Source organism: Frondihabitans sp. PhB188, assembly GCF_003752365.1.
Classification (GTDB): Bacteria; Actinomycetota; Actinomycetes; order Actinomycetales; family Microbacteriaceae; genus Frondihabitans.
In genome coordinates this window covers 53,830-68,660 of record NZ_RJUO01000007.1, presented here as the reverse complement: position 1 = coordinate 68,660, position 14,831 = coordinate 53,830, and the positions used below count along the sequence as shown (strand labels likewise).

Below are 14,831 nucleotides of genomic sequence, written 5' to 3'. Positions count from 1 at the left end.
CCCCCGCCCCGGCCGCGGTCGCGGGCGCCACCCCCGCGGCGCCCCCCTGGGCGGGGGGGGGGGGCCCCCCCCCCCGGCTTTTATTCTCCGGGGGGGGGGGGGCCCCCCCACCCCCCCCCCCCCACGCCGATTGGCCTGTTCGGTCGATTCTTCCCGCTAGGCGGCGCCGTGACTGGCGCGCGAGCGCCGCGACAGGGAGTCGATGATCACGGCGAGCAGCAGCACTGCGCCCGTGACGATGTACCGGGTGTAGTCGTCGAAGTTCAGCAGGTTCAGCCCGTTGGCGATCGACTGGATGACGATGACACCGAGAAGGGCGGACCAGATCCTGCCGCGGCCGCCGAAGAGGCTCGTGCCGCCGATGACAGCTGCCGCGATCGCGTTCAGGTTGACGTCGCCACCGCCCGAGCTCAGAGTCGACGCCGAAAGGTGGGCGGCCGACAGGAGGCCGCCGACCACCGCGAACATCGAGCAGAGCATGAAGACCGAGATGTAGACCCAGCGGACATTGATACCGGCGCGTCGCGCGGCCTCCACGTTCCCACCGACGGCGTAGATCGAACGGCCCCACCGGGTCCGCGTGACTAGGTAGTTCATCACGACGACCAGGACGACGAAGAAGACGAACGACGAGCCCGTCCCGCGGTCGGTGGAGAGATACCAGGCGATAACCCCGAGACCGACCAGCAGGGCCGCCGACTTGATGTACACGAGCGACGAGAGGCCGACCGAGAGACCGGCACGGCGACGACGTGCGTTCCGTCGGATGTCCGCGAAGAGCGTGCCGCCCGCGGCCAGAACGACGAGGAGGTACACCAGCCACGGCGGCAGATAGGAGAACAAGGCGAACTGCACGAGGAAGGAATCCTGCGGCAGGTTGATCGAACCGTTCGCGCCGAGGACCAGGAGCTGGACGCCGAGGAAGGCGAGAAGACCGGCCAGGGTGATGACGAAGCTCGGGACGCCGAACCGGGTGAAGAGGAGCCCGTACAGAGCTCCGATCGCCGCACCCACAGCGAGGGCGACCACGATGACGAGCAGGATCGGCCACCCGTGCAAGGTAAGTCCCACACCGAGGATCGCCGCCGCGAGTCCGCTGACCGAACCGACAGAAAGGTCGATCTCGCCGAGGAGCAGCACCAGGACGATACCGATCGAGATCGTGCCGGCGGCCGCGCACTGGACGGCGAGGTCGACGAGGTTCGTGGCGTACAGGAAGCTTCCCCCGGGCGTCAGGATGCCGAACGCGACCCAGATGACGACGAGTCCGACGACGACCGGGAGACTGCCGAGGTCACCGGCGCGGACCCGGCGCCCGAAAGCTACGACGGCGCCTCGCAGCCCGTCGTCGCGGAGGAGTCGCTCGTCTTGGAGGTCGGCGGCGGCACGCGAGACCGGATTGCTCATGGTGAGGGGGTGCGGATCCGTGCCCTTGTTCTTCGATTTCGGGGATCGCGTGAAACTCATGACTCGGTCTCTCTGGTCGACACGGACGCGGCGCGGCGGGTCACAGCGTTGTCGCTGGCACCGGTGATCGCGGCAATGATCTGCTCATAGCTCACGTCCTGGATTTGGAAAGTGCCGTTGTTGGCGCCGAGGCGCAGGACGACCACACGGTCGGCGACCGCCTGGACGTCCGCGAGGTTGTGGCTGATCAAGACAACGGCGAGGCCGTTTTCGCGCAGTCGTTCGACGAGGTTGAGGACCTCGGCCGTCTGCGCCACGCCGAGGGCCGCCGTGGGTTCGTCCAGGATGACGATCTTGGGGTCGCCGACGAGCGAACGGGCGATGGCGACGGTCTGGCGCTGGCCTCCCGAGAGCGAGGCAATCGGAATCCGAACCGACGGGATTCGCGCGGCGAGCTGCCGCAGGAGCTCCCAAGCGCGAGCTTCCATCGCCTCCTCGTCCATGACCACCCCGTGTGAGATCTCGCGGCCGAGGAACAGGTTGGAGACTACGTCGAGGTTGTCGGCGAGGGCGAGGTCCTGGAAGACGGTCGCGATGCCGAGGGATCGCGCAGCCGAGGGGTTCGGGACGTCGACGTCTTGCCCCTCGAAGCGGATGGTGCCCTCATCGGGGGTGTAGACCCCGGACAAGATCTTGACGAAGGTCGATTTACCGGCGCCATTGTCGCCGACGATGGCGACGACCTCACCAGCGTGGACGTCGAAGTCCACTCCGCTGAGAGCCTGGACGGCACCGAACCTCTTGGTGATGCCGTGCATGGACATCACAGGCTGGCGTGTTTCTGCGGCTGCGGGTGCAGTGTTCGCGAGTGTCACGGAAGACTCCTTTGATCAGGGCTGCGCCAGGGCCGAGAGACGGCCCCGGCGCAGGGGGCTACTTGATGCCGTACTTCGTGCAGGCGGCCTGGAGGGCCGAGGTGCAGATCTGGCTGGCGGTAAAGAGTCCGTCTTTCACGACGGTGCCCTGGATCTGGTCGGCCGTGACGGCCACGGGAGTGAGGATAACGGAGGGGACGGACGCGCCTCCCGCGGTTTTCACCGTCGCGTTGGTGGTCGGCTTCTTGCCGGCCGCCAGTTGGAGCGCGAGGTCTGCGGCACCCTGGGCCTCGGGCTTGAAGGCCTTGTAGACCGTCATGTACTGCGAGCCCTGGAGGATGCGCTGGAGTCCGGCCAGGGTGGCGTCCTGGCCGGTGATCGGCGGGATCGTCGTGGCCCCAGCAGCACGCATCGCGGCGATCACACCACCCGCGGTGTCGTCGTTGGCGGCATAGATGCCCTTGACGTTGGTGACGCCGACCTTAGAGATCTGACCGGCAGCCCAGCTCTGGGCCTTCGCCGGGTCCCAACCGGGGGTGTCGTATTCGCCGAGGACCTTGTAGCTCGACTTCGACAGGACCGACTGCGCACCCGACTTGAACTGTCCGGCGTTGTTGTCCGTGGGGGAGCCGTTGATCTCGAGAATGCCGGCGTCGTCGGCGACACCGAGCTGCTTCAGGCGTTCCGTGAGCGCGGTCGCCTGGAGCTGGCCGACCTTTTGGTTGTCGAACGAGATGTAGGCCGAGAGGCCGTCCGAGTTGATCAAGCGGTCGTAGGAGATGACCGGCACGTTCTTGGCCTTGGCGAGCGTGACGATGGACGCGGCAGCCTCGCCGTCGAAGGCATCGAGCACGAGGACGTTGACGCCCTGGGTCAGCATGGCCTGCGCTTGCTGCTGTTGCTTGGACGCGTCACCGCCAGCGTTCTGGTATAGCACGGTACAGTCGGGGCATTTCGCCTTGATCCGCTTGGTGAACAGCGGCCGGTCGGCGCTGGCGAACCGCGCGGTGACCGAATCGGGGAGCAGCAAGCCAATCTTGGCCGAGTCGGCGCTTCCGCCGGATCCGGATCCGCCTCCTGTCGAGGCCCCGTTGCTGCATCCCGTCAGTCCCGCGACGACCAGTGCCATTGCGGCACCGATCACCAGGGAGCGTGTGGTGGCTTTCATCATTGAACGTCCTCCGTTTTCGCCACCGTCGTTGGTGGCTGGAAATCGACACGTCACCAAGATTTCTTGTATGACGAACTCTCTGTCCGGTGAATGGTACGACAGTGGAAGCGGTCCCACAATGGCTGAAAGTTACGGCATCATCACGGTCACGATCCGGGCACCCATTGCCGGCATCAGAATCGAAAAGGCGCGCCGTTGTCTTGACATGCGGCGTGCACGTTCCTAACCTCATCGTAGATTCCAGTGGGGGACCGGTCCCACGCAACAGCGAAACATCACGCGACGAAGCGTCGGCTCCGTCGCGCCAATAGCACGAAGGAGCCACATGGCCGAGAACACCCCCGCTAAGTCGATCGGCGTCGGCCTGATCAGTGTCGGTTGGATGGGACGCCTGCATTCGCGGGCCTACAACTCCCTGCCGCTGATCTACCCCGAGCTCGGTATCCACCCGACCCTCGTGCAGGCGGCCGACGTCGCCGAGGCCGGGCGCACCTACGCCACCGATGTGCTCGGCTACGCCTCCGCCGTCGCCGACTACCACGAGGTGCTGGCCAACCCCGAGGTCGATGTCGTGTCGATCTGTGCGCCGAACTTCCTCCACGCCGAGATCGGGATCGCCGCCGCTAAGGCCGGCAAGCCGTTCTGGATCGAGAAGCCGGTCGGTCGCGGCGCGAGCGAGACCGAGGCCGTCGAGGCCGCCGCCGACGAAGCCGGCGTCGTGACCTGCATCGGGTTCAACTACCGCCACGTTCCTGCAATCCAGCGCGCTCGTGAGCTCGTCCTCAACGGGTCGCTCGGGCAGATCACGAATATCCGCGGCCGATTCTTCGGCGGCTTCTCGTCGAACCCTAACGACCCGCTGGCCTGGCGATTCGTCCGCGAGTATTCCGGATCAGGAGTCCTCGGCGACCTGATGGGTCACCTGGTCGACCTCGTCCACTACGTCCTCGGTCCGATTGGCAGCATCACGGCCACCACCGGCACCTACATCACCGAGCGTCCCGCCCTGCCGCACTCGCCGCAGGCCGGCACGATGCTCCCCGTGGAGAACGAGGACTACGCCACCATGCTGGTGAAGTTCGACGACTCGGCCGTCGCGGCCGGTGCGCTCGGCAGCCTCGAGGCCTCCCGGATCGCGGTCGGCCCCAGGTCCGAGTACGGCATCGAGATCTTCGGCACGAAGGGCTCGGTGCGCTGGGAATTCGAGCGCCTCAACGAGCTCGAGATCGCGCTCGGCAACGAGGGCCCGAACACCGGTTACATCCGCGCGGTCGCGGACGCCTACTTCCCGGACTTCGCTCGTTTCCAGCCGTCCTCGGGCACGAGCATGGGCTATGACGATCTCAAGACCATCGAAGCGGCGAAGTTCCTCCTCGCGGTGACCGGCGGAGAGGCGACGAACTCCAACATCCACGACGCGGTCGCCTCCGCGCGCGTCCTCACGGCCGCCGAGGAGTCTGCAGCCTCGGGATCCTGGATCGACCTGCCCCTCGTCGCAGGAGCAACCGCCAACACTCGCACCCTCACCACAGAAGGACAGAAACGATGACGACGACCGCCATGATCGCCACCGCGCCCATCTCCTGGGGAATCAGCGAGGTCGCCGAGTGGGGCTTCCAGTTCACGCCGGATCGCGTCCTGACCGAGATGAAGAGCCTCGGCTTCACCGCAACCGAGATGGGTCCGGACGGCTTCCTTCCGGAGGCGCCCACCGACAAGGCTGCGAAGCTGCGCGAATACGGCATGACGGCCGTCGGCACATTCGTCCCCGTAATCCTGCACCGCGCCGACGTCGACCCGCTGCCCCGCATCGAGCGCGAGCTGGCCGATTACGCCGCAGCAGGCGCCGAGGTGCTCATCGTTGCAGCCATCACGGGCATCGACGGCTACGATCAGACCCGCGAACCGCTCACCGACGCCGAGTGGTCGATCCTGTTCGGCAACCTTGAACGCATTCGCGATGTCGCCTCGGCGCAGGGGATCACGTCGGCTCTGCACCCGCACGTCGGCACGATCGTGGAGACGGCCGAAGACGTGCAGCAGGTGCTCGACCACTCGACGTTCTCGTTCTGCTTCGATACCGGCCACCTTATGATCGGCGGCGTCGACCCCGTCGCCTTCGCGGCGGAGCACGCCGACCGGATCGCGGTAACTCACCTCAAAGACGTGTCGACCGAGGGAATGCTGCGCGTCAAGCGGGGCGAGAAGAGCTACTTCGACTCCATCGTCGACGACGAGCTGTACCGCCCGCTCGGACAGGGCGACGTTGACATCCGCTCCATCGTCGCGAGTCTCCTCGGCGTCGGGTACACCGGGTGGTTCGTGCTCGAACAGGACAAGGTCGTGCTGACCGAACCCGCCGCGGGCAGGGGTCCGATTGAGGACGCCCGCGCCAGCGTCACCTACCTCCGTGGCATCCTGGACGATCTGTCGGCGGACGGCGAGGCGACGGTATGAGGGTCGGCGTCTACGGCCTCGGGAAGATCGGCGTCATGCACGCCCGGAACCTCGCGCAGAACCCGGAGGTCGACGAGGTCGTCCTGATCGGACGGGACGCGGGGCGTCTGGCCACGGCTCACGAGACGGTCCTCGCGTCGATCGCACCGGGAGCGCCGGCCGAGATAGCGGGGGCACACGCTCCGGCCGAGGCCCACGCCGTCGTGTCGACGACGCTCGACGCATTGGACGACGTCCTGCCGACTCTCCACGGGATCGTGGTCGCGACGTCGACCGACACGCACGCAGCCCTGGCGCTCCAGGTCGCCGAGGCGGGCACGCCGCTGCTCATCGAGAAGCCGCTGTGCCTCACCTCCGCCGCCCTCGAGGAGCTATCGACAAAGATCGAGGCGACCGGAACCCCGGTGATGGTGGCATTCCACCGACGCTATGATCCCGGGTATCAGGCGCTCCGCGACCGCATCGCGTCGGGCGAGATCGGTCCGGTTCGCGTCGCGCGCGCGGTCGACAACGATCGCACCCCGCTCCGGCTCAGCTACATCCCGGAGTCGCGCGGCGTGTGGTTCGACCTGCTGATCCACGACTTCGACGCGACCCCCTGGGCGACGGGTCAGAACGTCGTCTCGGTCAGCGCGTTCGGCTCCGTCATCGACGAGCCGGTGTACGCCGAACACAACGATGCGGACACGGCCGTGGCGGTCTTGGAATTCGACTCGGGGGCGATCGCGACTGTCGTCGGCACCCGGAAGAACGGTGCGGGCCAGGACTGCCGCCTCGAGGTCTTCGGAAGCGACGGCACCCTGAGCTCCGGCATCGACCCCCGCACCGCCGTGGTCTCGACCGAGCCCGGGATCGAGGCACCACGGTCGACGTATCCCGACTATCAGGCCCGCTTCGAGCCGGCCTTCAGGAGCGAGGCCGCCCATCTCGTCCGGATGGCGCGTGGCGAGGCGCCGAGCCTCACCACCCCACGCTCGGGTCTCGTCGCGACACGGATCGCCGAGGCGGCCGCCGAGTCGTTCGCAACCGGCACCCGCATTTCACTGGCCTAGTTACTCCCCACGAACCACCGCTCAAGGAAGAGACAAATGACCCAGAAGTTCCGTATGGGGCTCATCGGCACCGGCCGCATCGGCCGAGTGCACGCGATGAGCATCAACGCACTCGACAACGCCACCCTTGAGTGGATCGCCGACCCGTTCATCGCGGGAGCGGAAGCTACCGCGGCCGAGTTCGGTGGCAAGGTGACGACCGATCCGGCCGAGGTGTTTGCCTCCGGCGAGGTCGACGCCGTCATCATCGCGTCGCCGACCCCGACGCACGTGGCGCTCATCGAGGCGGCCATCGACGCAGGCATCCCCGCTCTCTGCGAGAAGCCGATCGACCTCGACATCGCCCGCGTCGACGCTCTGCGGGCCAAGGCCGCAGCCTCGCCGGTACCGATCGTGCTGGGGTTCAACCGACGTTTCGATCCACATTTCGACGAGGTCAAGCGTCGGGTCGATTCCGGCGAGATCGGCTCGATCGAGCAACTTGCGATCACGAGTCGCGACCCCGCCGAGCCGCCGGCCGCCTACGTCGCCGTATCGGGCGGGATCTTCCGCGACATGACCATCCACGACTTCGACATCGCTCGCTTCTTCATCCCGGAGATCGTCGAGGTCACGGCCCGGGGCACGAACACCTTCAGCCGCGACATCGAGGCTGCGGGCGACTACGACGGTGTCGCTGTGATCCTGCGCGGGTCTAAGGGGGAAACGATCACGATTCTCAACTCGCGTCACTCTTCGTTCGGCTACGACCAGCGAATCGAGGTCTTCGGCTCGAAGGGCATGCTCCAGGCCGGCAACATCGCTCCGACCAGCGTGCGTTCGTTCAACGCCGAGTCGGTCGAGGGGCTCGCTCCCTATCAGAATTTCTTCCTGGAGCGCTATGCGGACGCATACCGTCTGGAGATCGCCGAGTTCCTCCGCGGCGTGGCAGGCGAGCCGTTCCGCAGCCCCAGCTTCGACGACGGCCGAGCAGCCTTGATCCTCGCCGACGCCGCGACCGAGTCCGCGAAATCGGGCGCCACCGTCGCGGTCGAGCTGGCCTGATGGCCGCCCGGGATCTCATAGCGACCTGCTGGACGACCGCGGGCATCGCCCCGATGAAAGTACCGGAGGTCAGTCCGTATCCCGTCTTCGAGCGGCTTCGAGCCGTCGCGGAAGCGGGTTACGTGGGGTTGGGTTTTTCGCAGGGCGATCTCGAGGTGTTCCGCGAGACGATCGGTTTTCAGGCGATCCGTGACGAAGCGGATCGCCTCGGCCTCGACCGTATCGAGGTCGAGTTGGTCTCTGACTGGTGGCTCGACCCCGCCGAGTCGTCGTGGAAGCCGACCTGGGACCTCCTGGTCGAGGCGGGTCGCGCGCTGCGCTCGCCCTCGATCAAGGTCGGGACGGCATTCGGCGAGCCGGCCGAAGACCTCGGGATCTTCGTCGAACCACTGCGCCGTCTCGCGGACGAGGCCGCATCGATCGGCGCGTGCGTCGGCGTCGAGCCGCTTCCGTTCGGCAGGATCGCCACCCTCCCACAGGGAGCCGACCTGATGAGGCTGGTCGATCACGAGGCGGCAGGGCTCTTCGTCGACTACTGGCACGTGTTTCGCGCCGGGACGGCGCTTGCGGAGTTCGAGGCGGCGCTCACTCCTTCGATGATCGTCGGCGTCGAGCTCAACGACGCCGATGCCGAGGTCGTGGGGACGCTCTTCGAAGACACTCGCGACCGTCGACGGTTCCCGGGCGAGGGGGCGTTCGACGTGCCTGGATTTATTGACTCGCTCCGTCGACTGGGATGGGCCGGTCCGTGGGGTATCGAGATGCTCTCGACGGAATTCCGTGCCCTCGGTCTCCGAGACGGTTTGGCTCGTGCTCGCGACACGACCTTCGCGTGCTTCGATCGCGCCGACAGTCTTCTTGAATAACGGACCATTCGTCCAGTAAATGATAAAACGCGATACAGTGAATGAGGCACCAGCGAAGGCGCCGCCAAAGAAAGGAACGCCATGACCGATCCGCAGGTTCTGAAGAAGAACGACTGGGGTGTCATCACCCCCGAGATCGCAGGATGGGAGTTCATCACCTTCGAGGTCAGAGTCTTCGAGCGCGGCGAGAAGCTCGTTCTCGATTCGGACGGCGTCGAGCGCGCACTCGTCAACCTCTCCGGCGACTTCACGGCGGACGTCGACGGCACCACCTACGAGTTCGGCGGCCGTTCGACGGTCTTCGACGGCCTTGGTCACACCCTCTACGTACCGCTGGGCTCGACCGTCACGATCAACGCCACAGACGGCGCCGAACTGGCGATCGCTACCTCGCCCGCCACCGAAAAGCACGACGTGGTGCTGGTCACTCCGGCCGACCTGCCCCTGCAGGCTCGTGGCGCCGGGACGGCAACCCGCCAGGTCGCAACTCCTATGTCTCCGGACTTCCCGGCCGACCGCCTGCACGTCGTCGAGGTGTACACCCCGGGCGGAAACTGGTCGAGCTACCCCCCTCACAAGCACGAGCACGACGAAGACGGCGAGGCCCAGTTGGAAGAGATCTACTACTACCGACTGCGCGACTCCGAGAACGGCTGGGCCCTCCAGCGTGTCTACAGTCCGGAGCGGTCGTTCGAACTCGACGTCCCGGTACGCGACGGCGACATCTGCCTGCTGCCGTGGGGTTATCACACGACGGTCGCGGCGCACGATCAAGACCTCTACTACCTGAATGTCCTCGCCGGTCCCGCTCCCGCCCGAACGCTCCAGGCACGGCAGGATCCCGTCTTCGCCGGCGCCCAGGCCAAGTGGGACGACCTGGCCGTCGACGACCGTGTCCCCTTCGTTCCCCAGTACCCGACCGCCTAACCGGTCTCTCCGACACCTCAGAACACTCAGAACAGGAAGCTGCAATGGCGCACGACACCACGGTTCCCACTCGCCGACTGACCGTCGGCCAAGCGATCGTCGAATTCTTGAAGGTCCAGTACGTCGAGCGCGATGGCGCCGAGGAGCTCTTCTTCGGCGGAGCGTTCGGCATCTTCGGCCACGGCAACGTGGCCGGGCTCGGGCAGGCTCTCCTGCAGTATCAGGACGAGTTCCGGTATTTCCAGGGCCGCAACGAGCAGGGCATGGTCCACATCGCGACCGGTTACGCGAAGATGAAGAACCGTCTCGGCGCCCTCGCGGTGTCGACGTCCATCGGACCGGGTGCCACGAACATGGTGACCGGCGCCGGGACCGCCACGGTCAACCACATCCCCGTGCTGCTGTTCCCGAGCGACGCCTTCGCAACGCGCTCGACCGGCGCGGTCCTGCAGCAGCAGGAGCACCCCTACGCGATGGACGTCACGGCCAACGACTCGTTCCGGGCCGTCTCCCGTTACTTCGACCGGATCAACCGCCCGGAAGCTTTGGCGCCGGCACTGCTCGAGGCCATGCGCGTCCTGACCAGCCCGGCCGACACCGGTGCGGTCACGATCGCTCTTCCGCAGGACGTCCAGGCCGAGGCCTACGACTTCCCGGAGTCGCTCTTCGCGAAACGCGTTTGGCACGTCGCCCGCAACCGCGCCGACACGGCGGCGCTCCAGCGCGCCGTCGACGTGATCAAAGCGGCGTCCAAGCCGGTCATCATCGCGGGTGGCGGAGTCGTCTACTCCGAGGCGACAAACGCCTTGGTGGCCTTCGCACAGAAGACCGGAATCGGCGTCGGGGTGACCCAGGCGGGCAAGGCGAGCATGCCCCACGGGCACAGCCTGGCGCTCGGCGCACTCGGCTCGTCCGGTTCCGCCTACGCCAACACGCGTGCGAACGAGGCCGACGTCGTCATCGGGATCGGAACCCGCTACACCGACTTCACGACGGCCTCGAACACCATGTTCAAGAACCCCGACGTCAAATTCGTCAACATCAACGTCGCCGAGATCGACGCGCTCAAAGAGTCCGCGATCCCGCTCGTCGGCGACGCCCGCGAGACGCTCACCGAGCTCCTCGAGCTGCTCGGCGACTACGCCGTACCCGCAGCCGAGCGGAAGTCCACCGAAGCCGCCGTCGCCGAATGGCGCGACGAGATCGACCGCATCATCAAAGTCGTCGACGGTCCGACTCTCTCGCAGGCCGAAATGATCGGGCTCGTCAATGCCGCCGCCGCCAAGGAGGACGTGGTCGTGGCCGCAGCCGGATCGATGCCCGGCGACCTGCACCGCCTCTGGAGGCCCGGCACCCCGAAGGGCTACGACATGGAGTACGGCAACTCGTGCATGGGCTACGAGGTCGCCGGCGGTGTCGGCGCACAGATCGCTGCCCCCGACCGGCGCGTCTTCGTCCTGGTGGGCGACGGTTCGTACCTGATGATGGCGCAGGAGATCATGACGGCCGTGCAGGAGCACCTCCACATGACCGTGGTCATCGTCGACAACTACGGCTTCGGCTCGATCGCCGCTCTGTCCGAGACCCTCGGATCGCAGACCTTCGGCACCCGCTTCAACGAGCGCGGTGAGGCCCTCCGCCACGACGGAGCCCGCCTTGAGGTCGACTTCGTCGCCAACGCCAAGAGCTACGGCGCCGAGGTCTTCTCGGCCTCCACCGCGGCAGGTCTCCGCACCACCCTCGACGACGCGAAGGCCTACGACGGCACCAGCGTCGTCTACGTCCAGGTGGATGCACAGGGTCGCTTCGGCGGATCCGGCGCCTGGTGGGACGTCCCCGTGGCCGAGGTCTCGACCCTCCCGTCGAGCCAGCAGGCCCGCGAGGTCTACGAGACCAACAAAGCCGCTCAGAAGCTCTACCTCTAGGAGGACGACATGACCATCACGGATACAACCAAGAGCATCTCCGCGATCATCGACGCGGTCCCGACCGGGCTCATCATCGGCGGGATCACGAGGGACGCGATGGACGGCGGCCGCTTCGACGTCATCGACCCGGCGGACGGCTCAATTCTCACCAGTGTCGCGAACGGCACCGTCGACGACGCGAAAGCAGCCGTGAACGCGGCGGCCGACGCAGCCGCGGACTGGGCGGCGACGGCACCTCGCAAGCGATCCTCGATCCTGCTCAGTGCGTTCAACCTGATGATCGAGCGCGCCGACGACCTCGCCTCGCTGATCGTCGCGGAGAACGGGAAGATCTTCGCGGACGCGAGAGGCGAGGTGCTCTACGCGGCAGAGTTCCTCCGCTGGTACGCCGAAGAGGCCGTCAGGATCCCGGGAGCATTCCAGACCGCCCCCTCGGGCGCGAACCGGATCCTCGTCACGCACCACCCGATCGGCATCGCCGTCCTCGTCACCCCGTGGAACTTCCCCGCGGCCATGGCAACGCGCAAGATCGGTCCTGCCCTGGCTGCCGGGTGCACGGCGATCCTGAAGCCGGCGAGCGATACCCCGCTGACCGCGCTGGCGATCGCCGCGATCTTCGAGGAGTCGGGCCTGCCCGCCGGTGTCCTGAACGTAGTGACGAGTCGCCGCAGCGGGCCCGTGGTCGAGGAGATGGTCCACGACCCGCGCGTCCGCAAACTGTCGTTCACCGGATCGACCGAGGTCGGCGTCACGCTCATGCGCCTGGCGGCCGACAACGTCGTCAACTCGTCGATGGAGCTCGGCGGCAACGCCCCGTTCCTCGTTTTCGACGACGCCGACCTGGAGTCCGCCATCAGCGGCGCCATGATCGCCAAGATGCGCAACGGCGGCGAGGCCTGCACTGCGGCCAACCGGTTCTACGTCCAGTCCGGGATCGCCGAGCGCTTCTCAGAGCGCCTGACGGAGGAGATGGGCAAGCTCACCATCGGCTCGGGTCACGACTCGTCGGTCCAGCTCGGCCCGATGGTCAACGCGAAGGCCCGCGACGACATCGCAGGCCTGGTCGACGGCGCTACGGCTCAGGGGGCACGCGTCCTGACCGGGGGCACAGCGCCCGACGGTGACGGCTACTTCTACCCGGCGACGGTCCTGGTCGACGTGCCGAACGACGCGCTCATCCTCGAGGAGGAGATCTTCGGCCCGGTTGCGCCGATCGTCACCTTCGAGACGGAGGAAGAGGCGATCCGCCTCGCCAACGCGACGCAGTACGGGTTGGTGTCCTACCTTTACACGCAGGACGTCGGGCGCGGGCTCCGCGTCAGCGAGAAGCTGGAGTCGGGCATGGTCGGTCTCAACCGGGGTCTTGTCTCCGATCCTGCGGCGCCCTTCGGCGGAATGAAGCAGTCCGGCATCGGCCGCGAGGGCGGCGCCGAGGGGATGCTGGAGTACATGGAGAGCCAGTACATCGCCGTCGACTGGTGACGCGCGACGCGTAAGCCTGCCTGCCAGTGAACACGCCTCCGGGCGGGGCGGAGGGGCGAAGGGGCGCCGGGCCGATCAGGCCCGGCGCCCCTGTGTCGTCGCATGCTCGGCAAGGCGACGAGCGGCGTCGCCGAGAGCCGCGAGGAAGTCGTCACGGTGCGCGTGCATGTCGCCGGCGAGTCCGCCGATGGACACGCAGCCGAGAAGCTGGCCGGCACTCGAACGGATCGGCATGCCGAGAGCCCCGATTCCCACTGTCGCGTCCTCATCCGAGAATGCGTAGCCGAGCACTCGGGTCCGACCGATGTCCACGCGGAGCTCGTCGGCCGTCACCAGCGTGCTCGGTGTGAGCCGAGCAAACGGAGCCTTTGCCAGGTACGCCTCGGACTCCTGCCCGAAGGCGAGCATCGTGCGACCGGCAGCACCCGCGTAGTAAGGCAGGGTCCGGCCCGGCTTCAGAATCAAGACGCCGATTCCGCGACCGGGGGCCCAGTCGATGCAGACCGCTTCGTTTTCGCGAGGGACCGAGAGAAACGCGGTCTGCTCGGTCGCCTCCACCAGATCGTCCAGGATCTCGCGCGAAGCGTTCCACTCCGTCATGGCGGCGAGTGCAGAATCCGCTAGGTGGAGCCAGCGGAGGTTGAGGGAGACCCGGGAGTCGGCGCCCGTCTCGGTAAGTCCGACCGAATTGAGCCCGCTGATCAGGCGATACGCCGTCGGTCGAGGGACGCCTACGATCTCGGCCAGTTCGGCGGGGCTCAGGGAGCCCCGCTCGGAGAGGGCCTGGATGATGTCGGTGGAGTTCGCCAGAACCCGAATCGGTTTACGAGGCGGCAACCGCTGCCCCTTCCAGGAAGCCCAGGCGGGCGCTGGTGGTCGCCGCGGCTTCTCGAAGGAGTCTGACGATGCGCGGCTCGTCGGCGAGGAGGGAATTCGCCAGGCCGCTAACCGAGATCGCCGCCGCCAGCTCGCCGCGGTGGTTGAAGACGGGCGTGGCGAACGCTGCGATGCCCAGGGTGACGTCCTCGACCGATCGGGCGTAGCCGTGGTCCCGGGTCTTCTCGAGGGTGCGTTCGAGAAGGTCGCGCGACGGCACGGGGAATCGACGCGGCTCGCGATCGGCCTGGAAAGAATCGAGAAGCGCATGCTGCTCCGCCTGGGGCAGGAACGCGAAAAGGGCTTGGGGGGCGGCGCCCGCGTAGAGAGGGAGAGAGTCGCCGATCTGCATGGCGAGGGAGCGGACGTTCGAGCCGTCGATCCGTTCCACGCAGACGCCTCGCCTGCCTCGCCTGTAGCAGAGAAAGCTCGTCCAGCCGGTTTCGCCGCGAAGCTTCCGGAGTTCGGGGAGTGCGGCCCGGCGGACGTCGATGCTGTCTTCGAGCTGAGCGCCCACGCGGATGAAGAAGACGCCGAGTCGGAAGCGGCCCCGGGATGATCCTGGTTCGATCCACCCGATCGTCGCGAGGTTCTGCAACAGACGGTAGGTCGAGCTGACGGGTTCGTCGACCAGTTCCGCGAGTTGCGCGGCGGTCAGTTCGCCCGCCGTCTCGAGAGCTGCGACGACGGCGCCGGCCTTTGACATGATGTCGCGGCCGTCGTCGATGTCGACCTCTTCGCTCATC

At 66.9% G+C, this 14,831-nt stretch carries 13 protein-coding genes and 1 pseudogene; 8 read left to right on the top strand and 6 right to left on the bottom strand.

Features of this window, described 5'->3' with window-relative positions; translation table 11 throughout:
* Positions 1-156: 156 nt before the first annotated feature.
* The 3 genes from EDF46_RS17835 to EDF46_RS17825 form a co-directional block, all read right to left on the bottom strand.
* Positions 157-1,467, bottom strand: a complete 1,311-nt coding sequence (locus EDF46_RS17835; protein WP_233580107.1) for a sugar ABC transporter permease — start codon at positions 1,465-1,467, stop codon at positions 157-159.
* Complete coding sequence (locus EDF46_RS17830; RefSeq protein WP_123508033.1) at positions 1,464-2,231, bottom strand: ATP-binding cassette domain-containing protein; 768 nt, start codon at positions 2,229-2,231, stop codon at positions 1,464-1,466. Before EDF46_RS17830 ends, EDF46_RS17835 begins: the two co-directional genes overlap by 4 nt.
* A 109-nt stretch (positions 2,232-2,340) precedes the next feature.
* Positions 2,341-3,312: a substrate-binding domain-containing protein gene (locus tag EDF46_RS17825; RefSeq protein ID WP_233580106.1), complete on the bottom strand. Its 972-nt coding sequence runs from the start codon at positions 3,310-3,312 to the stop codon at positions 2,341-2,343.
* A gap of 466 nt (positions 3,313-3,778) precedes the next feature.
* Between EDF46_RS17825 and EDF46_RS17820 the strand changes: the two genes are divergently transcribed.
* The 8 genes from EDF46_RS17820 to EDF46_RS17785 all read left to right on the top strand — a co-directional run bounded on the left by EDF46_RS17820 (position 3,779) and on the right by EDF46_RS17785 (position 13,209).
* Positions 3,779-5,002, top strand: a complete 1,224-nt coding sequence (locus EDF46_RS17820; RefSeq protein WP_123508029.1) for a Gfo/Idh/MocA family protein — start codon at positions 3,779-3,781, stop codon at positions 5,000-5,002.
* Positions 4,999-5,910, top strand: coding sequence for a sugar phosphate isomerase/epimerase (locus EDF46_RS17815; RefSeq protein ID WP_123508028.1), 912 nt, complete (start codon positions 4,999-5,001; stop codon positions 5,908-5,910). The genes EDF46_RS17820 and EDF46_RS17815 overlap by 4 nt, the downstream gene beginning before the upstream one ends.
* Positions 5,907-6,962, top strand: a complete 1,056-nt coding sequence (locus EDF46_RS17810) for a Gfo/Idh/MocA family oxidoreductase (protein WP_123508025.1) — start codon at positions 5,907-5,909, stop codon at positions 6,960-6,962. Before EDF46_RS17815 ends, EDF46_RS17810 begins: the two co-directional genes overlap by 4 nt.
* A gap of 36 nt (positions 6,963-6,998) precedes the next feature.
* Positions 6,999-8,006 carry an inositol 2-dehydrogenase gene (gene iolG / locus EDF46_RS17805; RefSeq protein ID WP_123508023.1) on the top strand — a complete coding sequence of 336 codons (1,008 nt, stop codon included), beginning with the start codon at positions 6,999-7,001 and terminating at the stop codon, positions 8,004-8,006.
* Positions 8,006-8,872, top strand: coding sequence for a sugar phosphate isomerase/epimerase (locus EDF46_RS17800; RefSeq protein ID WP_123508021.1), 867 nt, complete (start codon positions 8,006-8,008; stop codon positions 8,870-8,872). The genes iolG and EDF46_RS17800 overlap by 1 nt, the downstream gene beginning before the upstream one ends.
* Positions 8,873-8,953: 81 nt before the next feature.
* Complete coding sequence (iolB, locus tag EDF46_RS17795) at positions 8,954-9,799, top strand: 5-deoxy-glucuronate isomerase (RefSeq protein WP_123508019.1); 846 nt, start codon at positions 8,954-8,956, stop codon at positions 9,797-9,799.
* Positions 9,800-9,843: 44 nt separating this feature from the next.
* A complete protein-coding gene (gene iolD, locus EDF46_RS17790; protein WP_123508017.1) occupies positions 9,844-11,724 on the top strand; it encodes a 3D-(3,5/4)-trihydroxycyclohexane-1,2-dione acylhydrolase (decyclizing) in 1,881 nt (626 codons plus the stop codon).
* A 9-nt stretch (positions 11,725-11,733) separates the two neighbouring features.
* Complete coding sequence (locus tag EDF46_RS17785) at positions 11,734-13,209, top strand: NAD-dependent succinate-semialdehyde dehydrogenase (protein ID WP_123508015.1); 1,476 nt, start codon at positions 11,734-11,736, stop codon at positions 13,207-13,209.
* Between the two features lie 75 nt (positions 13,210-13,284).
* Here the strand turns inward: EDF46_RS17785 and EDF46_RS18215 are convergent, their stop codons facing one another.
* The 3 genes and pseudogenes from EDF46_RS18215 to EDF46_RS17770 all read right to left on the bottom strand — a co-directional run bounded on the left by EDF46_RS18215 (position 13,285) and on the right by EDF46_RS17770 (position 14,830).
* Entirely contained in the window at positions 13,285-13,809 is a 525-nt protein-coding gene (locus tag EDF46_RS18215) for an IclR family transcriptional regulator (protein WP_123508039.1), read from the bottom strand.
* Positions 13,810-13,890: 81 nt separating this feature from the next.
* Positions 13,891-14,046, bottom strand: a pseudogene (locus tag EDF46_RS19000) (helix-turn-helix domain-containing protein); the annotation flags it as partial.
* Positions 14,033-14,830, bottom strand: a complete 798-nt coding sequence (locus tag EDF46_RS17770; RefSeq protein WP_123508013.1) for an IclR family transcriptional regulator — start codon at positions 14,828-14,830, stop codon at positions 14,033-14,035. The gene EDF46_RS17770 and the pseudogene EDF46_RS19000, both read right to left, overlap by 14 nt.
* Position 14,831 lies beyond the last annotated feature (1 nt).